The organism is Vibrio xiamenensis (genome assembly GCF_900100015.1).
GTDB lineage: Bacteria > Pseudomonadota > Gammaproteobacteria > Enterobacterales > Vibrionaceae > Vibrio > Vibrio xiamenensis.
In genome coordinates, this window is record NZ_FNDD01000041.1 from 12837 (window position 1) to 29334 (window position 16498).

Below are 16498 nucleotides of genomic sequence, written 5' to 3' on the forward strand. Positions count from 1 at the left end.
AGGTAGAGCCAGTTCATTCAACCATCAGTGCAAAATAATCGACACGCTGTCACAACGCACGTTACATGCGCTGATGCGATACTGCCCTGCCGGCATGTTGATGAGATCCAAACTCGGCAGCTCTAACGGTTGATCGTTTAAATACCAAACCGCATTGGAATCATTGGCTTGCAGCGCCAAGACTTGACCTTGGTAGGGAAAAATTTGCGAGTTGTTCTTCGGCGCCAAAATCGTTAACTGGGTTTGTGGCGCTTCCACCAGCGCTCGCCCAGAGCGTCTCGCCCAATGCTCAAGTGGCTCAGGCCATTGATGCATCACACTCCAACTTGAGCGGTCACGTAAGGTTGGAGGAGTGTGACGTTTAAGTGTCCAACTCGGCTGCGGCTGCAAACAGTCTGCAGATTTTACCAAGGTCGAATCCAGCCCTGATGGCCAGCAGATGGTGCGTGCTTGAACGCTTGCTGGGCGAGTCAATTCTGGCTGCTCTTGAGGCAGCAAATCAAAAATATCAAACAGCACCGGGCCGGCTTGATTCGCACCGGTTTGCCCGACATAAGGCGCGCCGTCTGGTCGGCCTATCCACACGCCAACGGTATAGCGTTCACTGCTGCCCACCGCCCACGCATCGCGATAACCGTAACTGGTGCCGGTTTTCCAGGCGATTTTTCGCCCATAAGCGGGTTTGACCCGATCCGGCGGTGCGATATCTTGCAAAATCGAGCGAATAATCCAGCTGCTTCCCGGCGAAAGCAATGGCATGGTTTGCTCAGCGTCACTGGCCACATAGCGCGGCAATATCACCTCACCTTCGCGGCCAATGGCGGAAAACAGCGCCACGAGATCTTCTAAGCGCACACCAACGCCGCCAAGCGCTATCGCAAGGTTGGGCTGCTCGGTTTTAAGCTCAATATGGGCTTTGGCTAAAGCACTGACAAACTCACTCGGGCCAAGGTAGTAAAGCACCTGCACTGCAGGAACATTCTTTGATTTCTGCAGCGCCTTGTCGAGCCGAATCGCACCGTCAAAGCGGTGGTCAAAATTTTTCGGGCTATATCCGGCAAACGAGCTGGGTACATCAAGTAGCAAACTCCCAGAATCGACCAAACCACTGTCCAGCGCTAAGCCATAAATAAACGGTTTCAACGTCGACCCCGGCGAGCGCGAAGCGCGAGTCATATCCACATAACCAAATCGGTCGCTGTCGCTAAGCTCTGCCGAGCCTTTATACGCAATCACTTCGCCACTGCGATTGTCCATCACCATCACGGCAGCCGACAGAGGTTTTGACCATTGTTTGGCGCGCGATTTTAGCACCTGCTCAACATCCACTTGCACGGTGTAATGAATAAAAGTATCGATTTTACTCCGTTGACTGTGCGCGGTTTTCAACCTTCTGGCTAATAGCGGGGCATGCAGCGGCGCAAAATGACGCGACGCATTAAGCGGTGATTCCAGCATTAAGGTTAAGTCTTGATCGCTCAGTGCCAGCGCACTTGCCGCGCGTCTGAGTACCTTATTGCGCATCTCAAACGCCTTAAACGGATAACGGTCTGGCCTGTGTAATGTCGGACGCTGCGGAATCGCTACCAGCAACGCCGCTTCTGCCGGCGACAGATACTGCGCGGATTTACCAAAATAGCGCTGACTCGCGGCTTCAACACCTTCGATATTGCCGCCCATCGGCGCGTAGGTGAGATAGAGGGTGAGAATCTGGTCTTTGCTGTAGTTAAGCTCCAGTTGCAGCGCGCGAAAGATTTGCTGCAACTTGCCAGCATAGGTGCGATGGTGCGGATAAAACAGCCGCGCCACTTGCATGGTGATCGTTGAGCCACCGGAGATTACTCGCCCGTAGCGCAGCTGTTGGTAGACTGCACGCACCAACGAAAAAGGGTTGACGCCTAAATGGTGGTAGAAATATTTGTCTTCGTACTCAAGCAAGCACGTTAAGTAATAATCGGACACCTGCTTAGCGTTGACCGGAATGCGATAAATCCCCGAATCGGTAGCGAACTGGCGCAGTACATCCCCATCTTTGGCGTATACCGTCACTGAGGTATTGAGGCGGCTTTCAATATCCAGTGGATAGCGCGCGTTAAGCAGCGCAAATCCCGCCACCACCAAAACCAGCAGGGTAAAGCAAATTTTGCCGGTTCGGCCAATCATCAGATTGAACAGCCCGCGCCCGATTCGGCGCACTCGGTTTAGTCTCACTTAGCCAACTCTAACGGCTTAATCGTCATCGACGTAAACGCGGTCATTGGCTGATAAAGTAAGTTTTCCGGTTGATACATCGACTCAACATACAATGCCGGAACACTCGCGGTGCCCGCGGTTTCGGCGCGAATCACATAGTTAAAGGTGTAAGTGTAACCAGACTTCATGTCGAGTGATGCGACAAAACGGTCGTTGCGATATTCTTGCATATTGGTGCTCGAGGCCGATTTGACCTTAGCGCTGCGGATCAAATCACCGCTGTCAGTAAACTGCGGATCTTCAAGCACAAAGCCAGTTGGAATGTATTCCACCACCAGTGCGTCTGGCACTCGTTGCGTTAAACGATAAGTCACTGACACCACAAGCTTATCCCCCATCGAAAGTGGCTCGCCATGATAGGCGCTGCCATCCGCCTTGAGATATTTACGTTCTGCGTTACTCGCTTTCAGCGTCGAACGAATTTGATCCTCGATGGCTAAACCCGAAGTGGTCACTTGAACATAAATCGGCTTGGCGGTTTTATTGATGATGGTATCACCCGCTGCCGCATCAATCGTACCAAGCCCATGGGCTTGGTAATCTTTCGGCTTGCGATGATGTACCAAAGTCAATTCTGCAAAATCACTGTTGCCGGCTTTAAGCGCCAGCCCAGCTTCCACCAACGCAGTTTGCTCACGAGTGCTGAGGTAACGACGCTCAGCGGCGCGTTTGATGACTTTCTCCACTAGACGATTACGTAGCGCGAGCATGTCATCACTGAGTTTGATCACTTTCTCGACTTGAGATAACACCACAATAGTCTTGGCATAATCACTGACAAACGATGAATAGCTGTAATCGTCATAGTGATAAGGGTATTTTTGCGCATCGAGTACTTCGACTTGGTTGAAGAAGCGCTCCCCTTCGCTTTGCTGGCCTTGCAATAAGAACGCGCCACCAAGATACGCAGAAGACACCGGTGATAACTGTTTACTGATATTGGTGCGCGACAAGGTCCACAACTGGTTGTAATCCAGCTTGTTAGCCTGTTGCAGCACCCATGCTGCGTAGTATTTGGTATCAATAAGGTCATTACGGCCGCCATAGCGAGTCAGATTTTGCAGCGCGTTCTCGAGCATAGAATCCGGTACGACATCTGGGTAACGCTGCGCCGTCTTAAACAAAAAGTCGCTAACGTAGACACTGACCCAAGGGTTCTCACGACCATGCTTATTCCACAGCGAAAAACTGCCGTTGGCTTTTTGCATGGTCATCAAGCGCAGTACCGCGCTGCGCAAACGCTGCTCGGCGCTGTCATCATCACCCAGTTGCTTTTGCTTAATCGGCGTCAGGCTGTCATCTTCCAATAGCCAAGGCATGGCGGTACTGGTGGTTTGCTCCGCGCAGCCATAAGGGTAGCGGAACAGATAATCGATGTAGTTCAGATAACTGATTTGCGGCGTGGTCGAATAACCGACACGCATGTTGGTCAGGTTGGCTTTATCGATCCCTGTCCAAAACGGCGCATCGATGGTGGTTTTAAAGCCGCTGGCAAACAAGCTGGCATCATACGCACTGAGCGTCACTGAGGTTTTCTTGCTGACAATCGGCACTGCGCTGCGCACCGGAATACTCCAGCTTCGCTGCTGGCTAAAGGCTTGTTCGCCATTCGCCCCTTGCGCCTTAATGTCGATATTGATCTTAGCCACTGAGGTAATTGAACTGAGTGGATTAACTTGATACGGAAGCGTAAATGCAACGCGTTGATTGGCAGCAAGTTTAGCGCTGAACTCGGTTTTTTCGCCAAAGTTCAGCATCTCGTTCGCACTGACTGTGGCGGTAACGGTTTGTGGCTCTTGTGTGGCATTAAACAGTTCAAGCAGAGTTTGGCTGGTGTCGTTAGGCGCTAAGAAGCGCGGCACCGCTAACTCTGCGACAATCGGCGCGGCGATTTTGACGTTCGACTGTGCCTGACCAAATTGCGAGCCATTAAACGCCATCGCCACCACTTGAGCTTCACCGTTGTAATCGGGGATATCAACGTCAATAAACGCTTGCCCTTCGGCATTAAATTGCACGGGCTTCGACATCAAGGTGACGGTTTTGCTCTCTACCGTCTGACCCAGCGCCGAGTTGGCGCCTACGTCACTATCGCCGCCGTAACGATGAGTGAGAAACGAATCTGGTCGCTGCTGATAAAGGCGCGAATACAGGTCAACCACATCACCGGCATAGCGGCGCTGCGCAAAGAACCAATTGTAGATGCTGGGCACTTTATAGCGCGATAAATTGATAATGCCGCGATCCACAAGTGACAAGGTCACCCAAGTCGGTGTGGTCGGCGGGTTTGCCAAACTCACTTTGATGGTCGCCGGTTTGAGCGGCAGCAGTTTATCGTCGTGTTCAATGGTCACCGTAAGACGGCGCGGTTCACGGTCCAGTTTAATCGGTTTGATGGTAAACAGCCGCCTTGGCATCTCGGCGTGGCTGTCAATCAAGGTCGCGGTTAAATACACATCGTGACGTTTCAGCCCATCCAGCGGCAGATTAAATTTGTGGCTGCCTTTATCAATTTTGGTCTCTAGATGCCACTCTACTTGGTTGGTTTCCAGCGACAGCATCAGCTCGCCTGCGACCTCGCTGTTAATGGTCGCCACTACAGTATCGCCATCTTGATAACTCGGTTTATCAAGCGTCATCGCCAGTTGATCCGGTTTAACCGGTCTTTGTTTCTCGCTGTCGTTTGACCAACCCGCATCAAAGCGGTAAATGGTTTGGTTTTGCTGGCTATCTTGCACGATGAGTCGATATTCACCCCAACGAACCTTGAGCGATAGCGGCACGGTTTCACCCGCTTTGACGTGCAGCACATCGGAACTTTCTGGCGCCCAGCCAATGTCGCGTTTGAGATCCCAACCACTTTCTTCACTGTAAACCCAATAATAATCGCCGCGGTTGCGCTCCAGTACGTAAGTCAGTTCGCCGCCGAGTAACTTATCCCCCTCTGCATTAAGAATGCCGACTTTAAATTCAGCATCACTGTAGTAATCGAACTCTTTTTGCGCAGGTAAAATCGCGGGAATCGATTTGCCCGTCCAAAGTTGCAGTGTGTGGCTACGCTGAATGCTCGCGCCGCCCGTCTCGTACAAAGAGAAGTGAAATTTCGCCAGCAGCGGCGACTGAATCAGCGCCTGTTTTACCAGCGGAAAATCAAACTCTAGCTGACCGTTGTCATCCAGAGTCATGGTGTCTAGGGTCGGCACATCTTGCCACGAGCTCAGCTTAAACGGCTTGCCGACATAAAAATCTTGATAAGGCCCAGGAAAATGTTGTTGGGGCTGATAATACGACGACACCGTCAGAGCATTGCCTGCCGCTGGCGCGCCAAACAGATAGCGCCCCGACAGCTTAACGGGCAATGATTCAACCTTGTTCTGAAGCCCTTTCGCCATGGTCACTTGCATGTCCATACGCTCAGGCACAAATTCACTGACGTTAAAACTAAACTGGCCTAGCGGCTGCTTGGCTTGCTTGTGGCTCAGAATATCAACGCGCCACTGCCCAAGCGGTGCGCTACTTGGCAGCGTAAAACGGTCTTGGTAGAAACCTTCGGCTTCGCTAGGTTCAATCCAGCGCCCACCAACCACATCGCCATTGGGCTTACGATATTGCAAATAAAGGCGCTGCGAAGAGACTGGCTCACCATCATCGCTACGTAGCACAATGTTCAGTGGTACACTTTCACCCGGTTTGAACAAATCGCGATTTGAATAACTGAACGCCTCTACCGCTGCCCAATCACGTCCGGCAACATCAAAATCAGACAAGTCCAGCGGCACCTCTTTGAGCGGCAATACGCTCATTTGATCACCAGCGTAAACCTGCAGCAAATCGCCTTTTTTCACTTGGTAGTCGAACGTTTGCTGCGCTGAACGCATTTCGCCAAGCTTAATCGTTTGGGTTTGATCGTCTTGTTCACTGACCACAGTCACTTGAGCAGGCAAAGACAGAGGCTGACCAGAAAAACGGTTTAAAGACAGCACAAGCTGGCTTGGAAACACTTTGGCTTGAATACCAATGTCGCTAAGCAATACTTGCGCGACCGCATAGTGGCTTGAGTTGAAATCACCGGCGACTTTAATCACCAATAGATACCAGCCATCTTTTAAGCTCTTTGGCAGTTGAATCGCCGTAAGATAATCGGAATTAATCGGTGATTTAGGCACATCGAAACTGAGGCTGGTAACGGCTTGGTAATTTTTTCTTAGACGTTGCAGATCCCAAGTATCGGCGGCTTTATCGTAGTAATTGCGTTTAAGGAACGCCTGCGGTTTATCGACGCTCATGACTTCCACACTCAGCTGAGAGGTATTCACCACACTGAGTGGCAACGTTCGACTGCCATTGGCGGGTACCACAGGACCGCGCCCGAGCAATTTAACCGCTGGTTCGCGCTGATAGATGGTCACAGTTTGGTTACGCGAGATCTCTTTGTTTTGCTCGATGCCATCTCGCAGCTTAATTTTATAGCTGCGATCCATTTCGACATCACTGAAGATCAGCGCATTTTTAGCCGGAGAAAGCGCCCAACTCGCACTTTCGATCAAGGTCTCGTTTTTCTTGCCATCTTTTTGCTCAATTTTGTACAAATCAGCGGCATGACGATCGGTAATGGTTTGATCAAATTGAATGATTAAGGCAGGTTTACCTTGATAGATGTAATTGCCCATATAAGTCACTTTCGCGGCCAGCGCCAAAGAGCTACAACACATGTAAACCAGCAGCGCCCCAAGCAGGGTACGCGCGCGATAACCAATACCTAACCTCAACATATCCTAAGCCTTCATCTTATTGTTAACAGGTGAAGTGCGACCAATAAATCATCACCATTAAGTTGTTAAAGCTTAGTTAACCACTTGATCGCAGGCAAAAAAAAGCCCCATATTTGGGGCTTAATTAGCGTTAGAATAAGTAACCGACGATGGCTAAGTATTAGCTAGCGCGACGAGCTTTGACCGCATCGGCTAACTGGCGTAGAACTTTCTCAGTGTCAGCCCAACCAATACATGCATCGGTGATGGATTGACCATAGGTCGCCACTTTACCATCGACAAGATCTTGTCGACCTTCTGTCAGATGCGATTCGATCATCACGCCGAAAATGGCATCTTCACCGCCACTCAATTGGGCACTGATATCATCAGAAACCACCATTTGACGTTGGTACTGTTTCGAGCTGTTGGCATGGCTAAAGTCGATCATGACTTTTTGACGCAAACCTGCCGCTTCCAGTTTCTGTTTCACTTCACCGACGTGCGCCGCACTGTAGTTTGGCTCTTTACCACCACGTAAAATGATGTGGCAATCTGGGTTACCGCTGGTTTCAACGATCGCTGAATGACCAAATTTGGTTACCGACAGGAAGTTGTGTTCTGAGCTAGCTGAGCGAATTGCATCAGCGGCGATTTTGATGTTGCCGTCAGTACCGTTTTTAAAACCAACCGGGCAAGACAAGCCAGAAGACAGTTCACGGTGAACTTGAGATTCAGTGGTACGAGCCCCAATCGCGCCCCAGCTAATGAGGTCAGCAATGTACTGAGGTGAAATCATATCGAGGAATTCGGTTGCCGTTGGTACACCCATATCGGTCAGATCCAGCAGCAGCTTACGGGCAATACGCAGACCGTCGTTGATCTTGTAAGTATCGTTAAGGTACGGGTCGTTGATCAGCCCTTTCCAACCTACCGTGGTGCGTGGTTTTTCAAAGTACACACGCATGACCACTTCAAGGTCTTCGCTTAGTTCTTCGCGCAACGCTTTCAAACGTTCAGCGTATTCCAGCGCCGCTTTAGTATCGTGAATCGAACACGGACCAACGATCACCAACAAACGATCGTCTTTGCCTTGCAGAATATTTGAAATCGCTTGGCGGGTTTGAAAAGTGGTCGACGCAGCGGTATCGGTTGCTGGGTATTTTTCCAAAATAGCAACGGGTGGCAATAACTCTTTTACGCGCTTAATTCGTACATCATCGGTCTGAAACATGCTCGGGCTTCCTGTCATTCTTATGCTGGCGCTCGGTAATGTTGTCGATTGCAATGATCGCTAACCGTTACCCAACGCCATGTCGGTTCTTGTTTGTCTGACGGGTAAGTTATCGAGGTTCGACAAAACACGCAAGCACTATTTTAAATAAAAGGCAATATTGATTACTATTTTACACAAAATCCAAAACGTACAATTATATTTACAGTTGATATTTCATTTAAAAACATGTAATTAGATAAATTATGCCGATATCATGGCCATTTCATTTGCCTATAGGCGCTCGGTGAAAAATTGCCGAACGTGATATTAAGCACAATAAAAAATGAGCTTAGCATCACAGACATGACGCTAAGCTCAGACTCATTTCAATGTTATTCGCTGTAAGCCCACTTTATTTGTCAGCAAACACCACCTAACAACTAAACACTGTGAAAGCGATCCACCAAACTTAGCAGTTGCTGCGGGTCAATCGCTTTGACGTTAAGTCCAGCAGGCTTAAACGTTGGTGCATCCTCGGCGGCCAACATTGCATTTACCACCGACTCTTCAACGCTCTCCACTGCGGCAAGATAGAACTCATCAAATCGCTCATCATTAAGGCAAGTCATATTCGTGTAGCTTGGCGACAACTGCGGCAGTGATTGACGATTGGCGGTGCTAAAGGCAAGGAAAATATCACCAGAATTATTTCCTCCAGGAGAGCCATTTCGACCAATGCCGATCGCGGCACGTTTCGCCATTCGTTTAAGCTGATGTGGCAGCATAGGTGCATCCGTTGCCAGCACCACAATGATCGAGCCCATCTCCTTTTGCTCCATCAGATCATCATCCGTAAGATAACATCCTATCGGCGCGCCAAGCACGTTAAACCAAGGACGCACACCGTGATTGGCTTGCACAAGCGCTGCCACCGTGTATGTTTCGCCTTCAACGTCAACTACACGCGATGCGGTGCCCGTTCCCCCTTTAAAACCATACGCAATCATCCCTGTACCGCCGCCGACACATCCTTCAGCAATATTACCACCAGTCGCATTTTGCAGCGCACACAGCGCATCTTGCTCAGTGACGTGCATCGCGTTGATGTCATTTAACACACCATCATAAGTTTCAGCAATGACGGGCATAGCCCAGAGATGATGTTGCTGCCATTCGCTCTGATATTGCTCAACCATCCACTTCACTGTGGCGTGGTGCGTGATACCAATCGCATGCGTATTCGTAAGCATGATGGGGCCGCAAAAATAACCGCCATCTTGAATCCAGTGCGTCCCTGTCATTTCTCCGTTGCCGTTGAGTGCATAACTTCCCGCCCAAACAGGTTGTGGCTCAGTTTGATAACCATGGGGGAGAATCGCGGTAACGCCCGTTCGCGCAGGCGATACAGGATCGTGGTTAATAATCGTTTGGTACCCGACCAACACACCGGGAACATCGGTAATCGCGTTATGTTGACCAGTTACACCGGGAAATGGCAGTCCGAGTTGTCTTGCGCGCAGTTTTTTTGTCATCCTTAACATCCTAGCTATTGATTAAATAGACGTTTTCTTTGATTTGAAATAGATACCCGCATAGGCGAACAACAGTGAAAAAATCAGCATTAACGTCGCGATAGCATTAATTTCCGGTTTAATGCCTTTGCGAATCATGCTCAATATATATACGGGTAAAGTGGTCGAATCGGTGCCGCTGATGAAGTAAGTGATCACCACGTCATCCATTGAAATGACAAAACTAAGCAGCGCTCCCCCAACAACGCCAGGCAAGATAAGTGGCAAGGTCACGCGACGAAATGTTTGCCACTCATTGGCCCCCAAATCGGCTGAAGCGCGTTCAAGTTGAGGGTCCATATCGGCCAATCGCGCGCTGACCACAATAAATACATAGCTGATTAAAAAAGTACAGTGGCCAATTACAATCGTACTTGAGCCCAAAGTCAGGCCTGAACTAATGAAAAAAATCAGTAGCGCAATGCCGAGTACAATGTCTGGCATCACCATAGGTATGTGCATAAACATGCGATATAACGGCTGGAGTTTAAAGCGAAAACGAGCGAGAGCGAGCGCCACCATTGTGCCAAGCAATGTTGAAATCAACGTCGCAAATAACGCCACCACAAGGCTATTTTTCAACGCACTCAAAAGTGAACCCGTTGAATCAATATAGGTTTCCGGCATCGGTTGGCTCGCTTGATAACCAAACATGATTCGATACCAGTCCAAACTGGCTTCGGTCCAATTCATAATATTGATTGGGTTCGCGTTAAACGAATACACCACAATCAGCACGACTGGTGCATAGAGAAAGACAAAAAACGCCAAACTGTAGGCTGATAGTAGCCGCTTCAGCATTGTTGTTTTGGGCATAACCACACTCCTTATTCGCCTTTAGCTCGGCATTTAAGCCGAACGAGTTTTATTGACTCGATAAAAAAATACGCTAAGCAAAATTAGCATCAACAACGTCAGAACCATGGAGAGTGCCGCGCCAAACGGCCAGTTTCGGGCATAAAGGAATTGCTGTTCCACCATGTTACCGATCATCAGCACTTTCGCTCCGCCAAATAAATCGGGAATCACAAAGTTGCCAAGGCTTGGAATGAATACCAGAATGCTGCCAGCCATGATGCCTGGCAGAGTCATAGGAAAAACCACTTTACAGAAAGTCTTCCAGGGTGCGGCGCCCAAGTCTTGAGAGGCTTGGATTAATCGACTGTCTAGCTTTTCTACACTGGAATACAACGGTAAAAACATAAACGGAATAAAGATATACACCATGCCGATGATCACCGCGACGTTGCTGTACATCAAGCTGAGTGGCTGATGGATAATTCCCACCCACTCAAGGAACTGGTTGGCAAATCCCGAATCACGCAGAATAAGCATCCATGCGTAGAGGCGAACGATCATCGAGGAGAAAAATGGCAGGGTTATTAATAAAATAAAGCACGACTTCATTTTTGCCGATAACTGACTCACCCAAAAGGCAACCGGATAACACACTACCAAAGTACACACTACCGTCGCTAACGCGAGTCCGATTGAGCGCAGTAAAATATCCAGATAGACGATATCAAACTCTTCATAAAAACCATCTGCCCAACCTAGAATCCGGCCATAATTCCAATGGTAAAATGTCCATTCAACTCCACCGTATAAACCAGGCTCCAAAAAGCTGTAAGTCAATATAATCAGCAATGGGATAACAAAAAAGATCGCCAGAAAAACGCTGGTTGGTGACAGCATAAAGAGCAACGAAACTTGCTGGCGTGAAAAACTTCGTGCGTAAGATTTCATGCCGCCTCCTGTTTCGCATTCGCGCGATGGCTGACAACATGAGCCGCTTCAAGCCGATAAGACAAGCTAATGGTATCACCGACATTGACCTCTCCATCTTCGTGTCTAACCAAAGCGGATATTTTTTGCCCGTTACTTAACGTTCCGTGTAACTGATAGTCAGTCCCGACGAACACACGTTCTTCAACAGTTAAACTCAATTCATATGTCGCGGTATTTGGTGTGCGGACCAACGAAAGTTGCTCAGGTCGCAGCAGTAACTCAACTTTGTCCCCTACTTGCAATTGCTTGTCTTGCAAAAATACTTTCACACCTTGGCAATCGACTACTGCTTTGCTGTGCTCAATCAATATCACGTTACCTGCAAAAATATTGCTCTCACCGATAAAATCAGCAACAAAACGATTGCACGGCGTGTGATAAATCTCATCTGGAGTACCGATTTGCTGCACTTTACCCGCATTTAGAACCACAATGCGGTCTGATAGCGTCAAGGCTTCTTGCTGGTCATGAGTAACAAACACAAAACAAATACCCAGCTCTGATTGCAGGCGTTTCAGTTCCAACTGCATCTTTATGCGCAAATTTTTATCCAGCGCAGATAAAGGTTCATCTAATAACAATAGTTTGGGCCGGTTGATGATCGCGCGAGCCAAGGCCACACGTTGTTGCTGACCACCAGAGAGCTGCGCAGGCATGCGGCGTTCAGTCCCTATTAAGCCGACCATTTCCAATGCTTGTTTGACTCTTTGGTTGCGCTCTAGCGCATTCACTTTGGCAATGTCCAATCCGTAACCAACATTTTGTTCGACCGTCATATGTGGGAACAGAGCATAAGATTGAAACACCGTATTGACCGGACGTTTATGTGCGGGCAAATTAGTAATCGACTGTTGCTCAATCAACACATCTCCGCTATCGAGACGTTCAAAACCTGCAATGATCTTAAGCAAGGTGGTTTTACCACAACCAGAAGGCCCTAACAGCGTAATGAACTCCTGCTTGGCAATCGAAATATCGATACCATCAAGTGCTTTAATCAAATTACCTTCAGGTGTCGTAAATTGGCGATATCCTTTACGGATACGAATATATTCATTAGCTGACATAGCATCCCCTGCAAATAAAAACGGGTGACGGCTTACACCCGAAAATAACCCATTAATGAGTACGAATTTTGGTCCAAACACGGTCGTACAATTTAATGTCTTTACCAAGTTCAGCAAACATTTGTAATTTCGAACGCACTTGTTCAGGTGGATTAATACTTGGGTTGTCGCGAATATAATCGGGTAATAACGCAATAGCATCTTTATTCGTAGAACCATTCATCTGCTGCTTAGTATTAAGCGCAGCAATTTCAGGTTGAGTAAAAAACTCCAAGAACTTTTTGGCGTTAGATTTATTTGGCGCGGATTTTAAAACACACATGTTTTCCTGATACATGGTCGCGCCTTCTTTGGGAATCACAAAATCCAATTCATCTGGGGTTTGAAATACGTAAAGCATGCCGCCGACATACCATTGTGCCGCCGCAATATCACCGGATTGCACCAATGGCGCACTATCATAAGTAAATGACGAAACGTTGGGTTTCTGCTTGAGAATAAATTCCTGCGCCAGTTTTAAATCTTCACGCCGAGTCGAATTAACACTCTTACCATGCTCGATTAACCCAACACCAATGACTTCTCGCATATCATCAAGCATCGCGATTTTCTTACCTTGCTGAGGTAAATTGAAAAACTCTTGCCAAGAATCCAAACTCTTTACTTGCTTTTTGTTGTACAAAATCCCAACCGTTCCCCATGCATACGGTAAACAATATTCACCTTTAGGGTCAGATTTCGCGGTTAAAAAATGCGTATCGATGTGTTTAAAGCCGCTGAATTGATTAATATGGGTTTTCTCAAGCAATCCAAGATGGGACATAATGTCTTGCATGTGAACTGATGGGAAGACAATATCGTACCCTGTTGCACCCGCTTGCAGTTTTGCCAACATTTCTTCATTGGATGTGTAGGTATCCACGCTAACGTCGATACCTGTTTGAGCTTTAAATTGAGTCAGTACCTCAGGATTTATATAATCTCCCCAGTTGTATAATTTCAAACTCTCTTGCGCAGATATCGATGGTGCGTTGAACATTGCTGCAACTAAGGCAACGGTAAGCAACCGCTTTTTATTAAGTACGCGATTGTCGTGATATTTATTTTGTTCCTTCACTGGCAACTCCCTTATTTTATAAAACTAAGTGATTTTTATTTTTTCTAAAATACTCGACTACAACCTTTACTTAATTATTCTATTTATGGCATAAACATTTCAATATCATAATATGTTAACCCTCTAACATATTAAATAATTCACAATAAAACATAACGTTAGGGTAAAACTGTATATTAATGGAATAAATTTGGTCTATAAATAAATAATCAAACGCACCAAATGTGGGAATCTTAAATTTAACAACACTATAAGAGTGCAATATTAAAATGAAAAGGAACATGGATGATCGATTCATTAAATAATCAATCTGAAGTCATTACGTCTGCTATCGCACAAAAAATTAAGGGATTAATTAGTGAGATTTCAGTTTCAGAAGCGCGAGTGGCGCAGTTTATTCTACTCAACTTAGAACAAATCAGTTTTGAAACTGGAGCTTCAATTGCTGAAAAGGCGGCCGTTAGCCAAATTACCGTCAGTCGTTTCTTAAAACGCGCGGGCTATCAGGGAATATCTGCGTTAAAAGAAGAGGTGAAGAAGGAGATCATCGCACAGAACTACACCGCCAGTAACGCATCGCTCGTCGACAGTTTTTATCGCCAGAGCTTGAAAAATGAAATGCAAATTCTGATGCGTATCTACGAACAGTTTGATAGTGATGCTTGGCAAAGCATCGTGGGGTGCGTTTCTTCGGCAAAAAAAGTCTATGTGACTGGCTTTCAGTCGATTCGTGGTATGGCGGAAGATACCGCTCGACGATTACTATTTGCTCGTGACAATGTCCAGTATTTATCTGCTCATGACGGAATGCTCGCCGAATGGCTGGGATTAATTGAGCACCCTAGTAATCAAAAGCATTATGATGTGTTGATCATGCTCGACATTGTGCCTTACTCCGCCGAAAGCAGGTACTTATGCGAAGAAGCTCGTAAGCGCGGCATTCAACTAGTTTTAATCACCGACGAATTTTGCTATTGGGCCGAGGAATTTACGAGTCATGTTTTCCATACAAAATCTAAAGCTGGGTTATTTTTGGAGTCTAATTGGGGTATCGCCATGGTGACCAACATGCTTATCCATTGCATTGCACAAGAAACCCCAAATAGCGAACAAAGAGTGAAACGTTGGCAGATGCTATGCAAAGGTATGAACCTGTTTTAATTACGGCCAAATGATTGGGGAATCATCTATCAATTTTACAATGTAAATCCCTCACGCCATCGGCGCTGCCGACGCGTGCGGGGGTACTTTTTAATTCACGACTAATGACTCAGATTGAATCAAGATACAGCCAGCTTGCTGCATCTGCTCGAAAGCGTTATCGACATCACCTTCGCTCATATTGACACCGCGACACGCATCTTGAATGACCCATGTATTAAAACCGAGTTCAGCCGCATCTAACGCAGTAAATTTCACGCAATAATCGGTTGCTAGGCCAACGATATACACATCGGTCAGGCCTTTTTCGAGTAGGTAATCTGCCAAACCCGTGGCTTGCAAACGCTGATTATCAAAAAAGCCACTGTAGCTGTCGATATTCAAATTGGTACCTTTTTGCACCACATGATCGATAGCATGGGTATTCAGTTCAGCGATAAACTCCGCGCCATAAGTCCCTTGTACGCAGTGATCTGGCCACATTACTTGAGGGCCACCATCAAGTTCGATTAACTCACCAGGCGTTTTGTTGTGTACCGAGGCAAAACTGGCGTGACCTTGTGGATGCCAATCTTGAGTGGCAATGACATGATCAAAATGTGGAAGCAACTTATTGATGATAGGAACAATTTGATCGCCTTGAGGTACAGGCAGAGCCCCTGAGGGCGAAAAATCGTTTTGTACATCAACTAAAATAAGCGTTTTAGTCATGGTAAATCCTTGTTGAACATGGGTGACGTAACACCATAAATTCGGTTATTGGCGCTCTTGTCCGTGCTACTCGAGATTGATTTTATCATCGAGAAACGCTTTCAGCTTAAGCGGATCCGAAATGGTTAAATGATTGTCGTGTTTTTCGACTAGCCCTCGCTCAAGCAACGCCTTCACTGCACGGCGATAAACTCGGCTGGTGGTACCAAATCGCTCCGCTTCGCTGGTCACGCGTTCAAAGCCGCCAAGGGCAACATTGCTTTGATGCCGAATCCATAAATCGTGGGCGATATTATACATGATGGGCCTGAGCAGTCGCTGAGTATAGATATCTAATGAATCTTGATAATCTTCAGCCAATGCACAGGCGAAGAACATTGTTAGTTGCGGATGATGAATCATGGTTTGCGATAGGCGCGCAGCAGAGATGACTGAAACATCAATTTCTTCTTCCGCCACCACATTCCACTGGCATACAGTTTGGGTAAAAAATTCCATTTCGCCAAAAATATGGTCATCACACTGCGCTTCGCCAAGTTGAAAACGCTTACCGCTTGCGACGGTAATATTCATCGACACACGACCCACTGAGACGATATACAAATGATCAACTTGCTGACCTTGAGTCAACAAAGATTCACCTGCAGCAAAGCGTCTTTGGGCGACACAACAATCAGCTAACGCCTTCTTAAACAGCGGAAGATGAGTAGTTAAATAGCGATAAAAACGTGTGTTTTCATGCGGTTGAACTTGCATATCGGTTTGTCATCCTTTTCATCGATAGCGTTCTAGCTTACAAGGTCAGCAGCGCCTGAGTCTATTGTCAATTCAGTCAATCTGGCCTGACACAACACTGCGAGTCA

General features: G+C 47.2%; 11 protein-coding genes. 1 reads left to right on the forward strand and 10 read right to left on the reverse strand.

Annotated elements, in window-relative coordinates:
- Positions 1–24 precede the first annotated feature (24 nt).
- The 8 genes from pbpC to BLS03_RS22970 all read right to left on the reverse strand — a co-directional run bounded on the left by pbpC (position 25) and on the right by BLS03_RS22970 (position 13763).
- Positions 25–2211 carry a penicillin-binding protein 1C gene (gene pbpC / locus BLS03_RS22935; RefSeq protein ID WP_143015678.1) on the reverse strand — a complete coding sequence of 729 codons (2187 nt, stop codon included), beginning with the start codon at positions 2209–2211 and terminating at the stop codon, positions 25–27.
- Positions 2208–7025, reverse strand: coding sequence for an alpha-2-macroglobulin family protein (locus tag BLS03_RS22940; RefSeq protein WP_093279207.1), 4818 nt, complete (start codon positions 7023–7025; stop codon positions 2208–2210). The genes pbpC and BLS03_RS22940 overlap by 4 nt, the downstream gene beginning before the upstream one ends.
- Positions 7026–7185: 160 nt before the next feature.
- A complete protein-coding gene (gene aroG / locus BLS03_RS22945; protein WP_093279208.1) occupies positions 7186–8238 on the reverse strand; it encodes a 3-deoxy-7-phosphoheptulonate synthase AroG in 1053 nt (350 codons plus the stop codon).
- A 422-nt stretch (positions 8239–8660) separates the two neighbouring features.
- Positions 8661–9752: a DmpA family aminopeptidase gene (locus tag BLS03_RS22950; RefSeq protein WP_093279209.1), complete on the reverse strand. Its 1092-nt coding sequence runs from the start codon at positions 9750–9752 to the stop codon at positions 8661–8663.
- Between the two features lie 21 nt (positions 9753–9773).
- Complete coding sequence (locus BLS03_RS22955) at positions 9774–10607, reverse strand: ABC transporter permease (RefSeq protein WP_093279210.1); 834 nt, start codon at positions 10605–10607, stop codon at positions 9774–9776.
- A 33-nt stretch (positions 10608–10640) separates the two neighbouring features.
- Positions 10641–11537, reverse strand: coding sequence for an ABC transporter permease (locus BLS03_RS22960; RefSeq protein ID WP_093279211.1), 897 nt, complete (start codon positions 11535–11537; stop codon positions 10641–10643).
- A complete protein-coding gene (locus BLS03_RS22965) occupies positions 11534–12646 on the reverse strand; it encodes an ABC transporter ATP-binding protein (protein WP_093279212.1) in 1113 nt (370 codons plus the stop codon). The genes BLS03_RS22960 and BLS03_RS22965 overlap by 4 nt, the downstream gene beginning before the upstream one ends.
- Positions 12647–12698: 52 nt before the next feature.
- Positions 12699–13763: a polyamine ABC transporter substrate-binding protein gene (locus BLS03_RS22970; RefSeq protein ID WP_218122043.1), complete on the reverse strand. Its 1065-nt coding sequence runs from the start codon at positions 13761–13763 to the stop codon at positions 12699–12701.
- A 285-nt stretch (positions 13764–14048) separates the two neighbouring features.
- Between BLS03_RS22970 and BLS03_RS22975 the strand changes: the two genes are divergently transcribed.
- Positions 14049–14924 (forward strand): MurR/RpiR family transcriptional regulator, encoded by an 876-nt coding sequence (locus tag BLS03_RS22975; RefSeq protein ID WP_093279213.1) that lies wholly within the window; start codon positions 14049–14051, stop codon positions 14922–14924.
- 90 nt (positions 14925–15014) lie between these two features.
- On the opposite strand, the gene pncA is transcribed toward BLS03_RS22975, so the two are convergent.
- Both pncA and BLS03_RS22985 read right to left on the reverse strand, forming a co-directional pair.
- The gene (pncA, locus tag BLS03_RS22980) at positions 15015–15635 is read right to left on the reverse strand and encodes a bifunctional nicotinamidase/pyrazinamidase (RefSeq protein ID WP_093279214.1); all 621 of its coding nucleotides are present in this window, start codon (positions 15633–15635) and stop codon (positions 15015–15017) included.
- A 66-nt stretch (positions 15636–15701) separates the two neighbouring features.
- A complete protein-coding gene (locus tag BLS03_RS22985; RefSeq protein ID WP_093279215.1) occupies positions 15702–16391 on the reverse strand; it encodes a Crp/Fnr family transcriptional regulator in 690 nt (229 codons plus the stop codon).
- Between the last annotated feature and the right edge of the window lie 107 nt (positions 16392–16498).

Bases quoted from the DNA above. Each gene is read 5' to 3' on its own strand.
- BLS03_RS22975 (WP_093279213.1), top strand. From the start codon at position 14,049: ATGATCGATTCATTAAATAATCAATCTGAAGTCATTACGTCTGCTATC.
- BLS03_RS22940 (WP_093279207.1), bottom strand. From the start codon at position 7,025: ATGTTGAGGTTAGGTATTGGTTATCGCGCGCGTACCCTGCTTGGGGCG.
- BLS03_RS22960 (WP_093279211.1), bottom strand. From the start codon at position 11,537: ATGAAATCTTACGCACGAAGTTTTTCACGCCAGCAAGTTTCGTTGCTC.
- BLS03_RS22965 (WP_093279212.1), bottom strand. From the start codon at position 12,646: ATGTCAGCTAATGAATATATTCGTATCCGTAAAGGATATCGCCAATTT.
- aroG (WP_093279208.1), bottom strand. From the start codon at position 8,238: ATGTTTCAGACCGATGATGTACGAATTAAGCGCGTAAAAGAGTTATTG.
- BLS03_RS22955 (WP_093279210.1), bottom strand. From the start codon at position 10,607: ATGCCCAAAACAACAATGCTGAAGCGGCTACTATCAGCCTACAGTTTG.
- BLS03_RS22985 (WP_093279215.1), bottom strand. From the start codon at position 16,391: ATGCAAGTTCAACCGCATGAAAACACACGTTTTTATCGCTATTTAACT.
- BLS03_RS22950 (WP_093279209.1), bottom strand. From the start codon at position 9,752: ATGACAAAAAAACTGCGCGCAAGACAACTCGGACTGCCATTTCCCGGT.
- pncA (WP_093279214.1), bottom strand. From the start codon at position 15,635: ATGACTAAAACGCTTATTTTAGTTGATGTACAAAACGATTTTTCGCCC.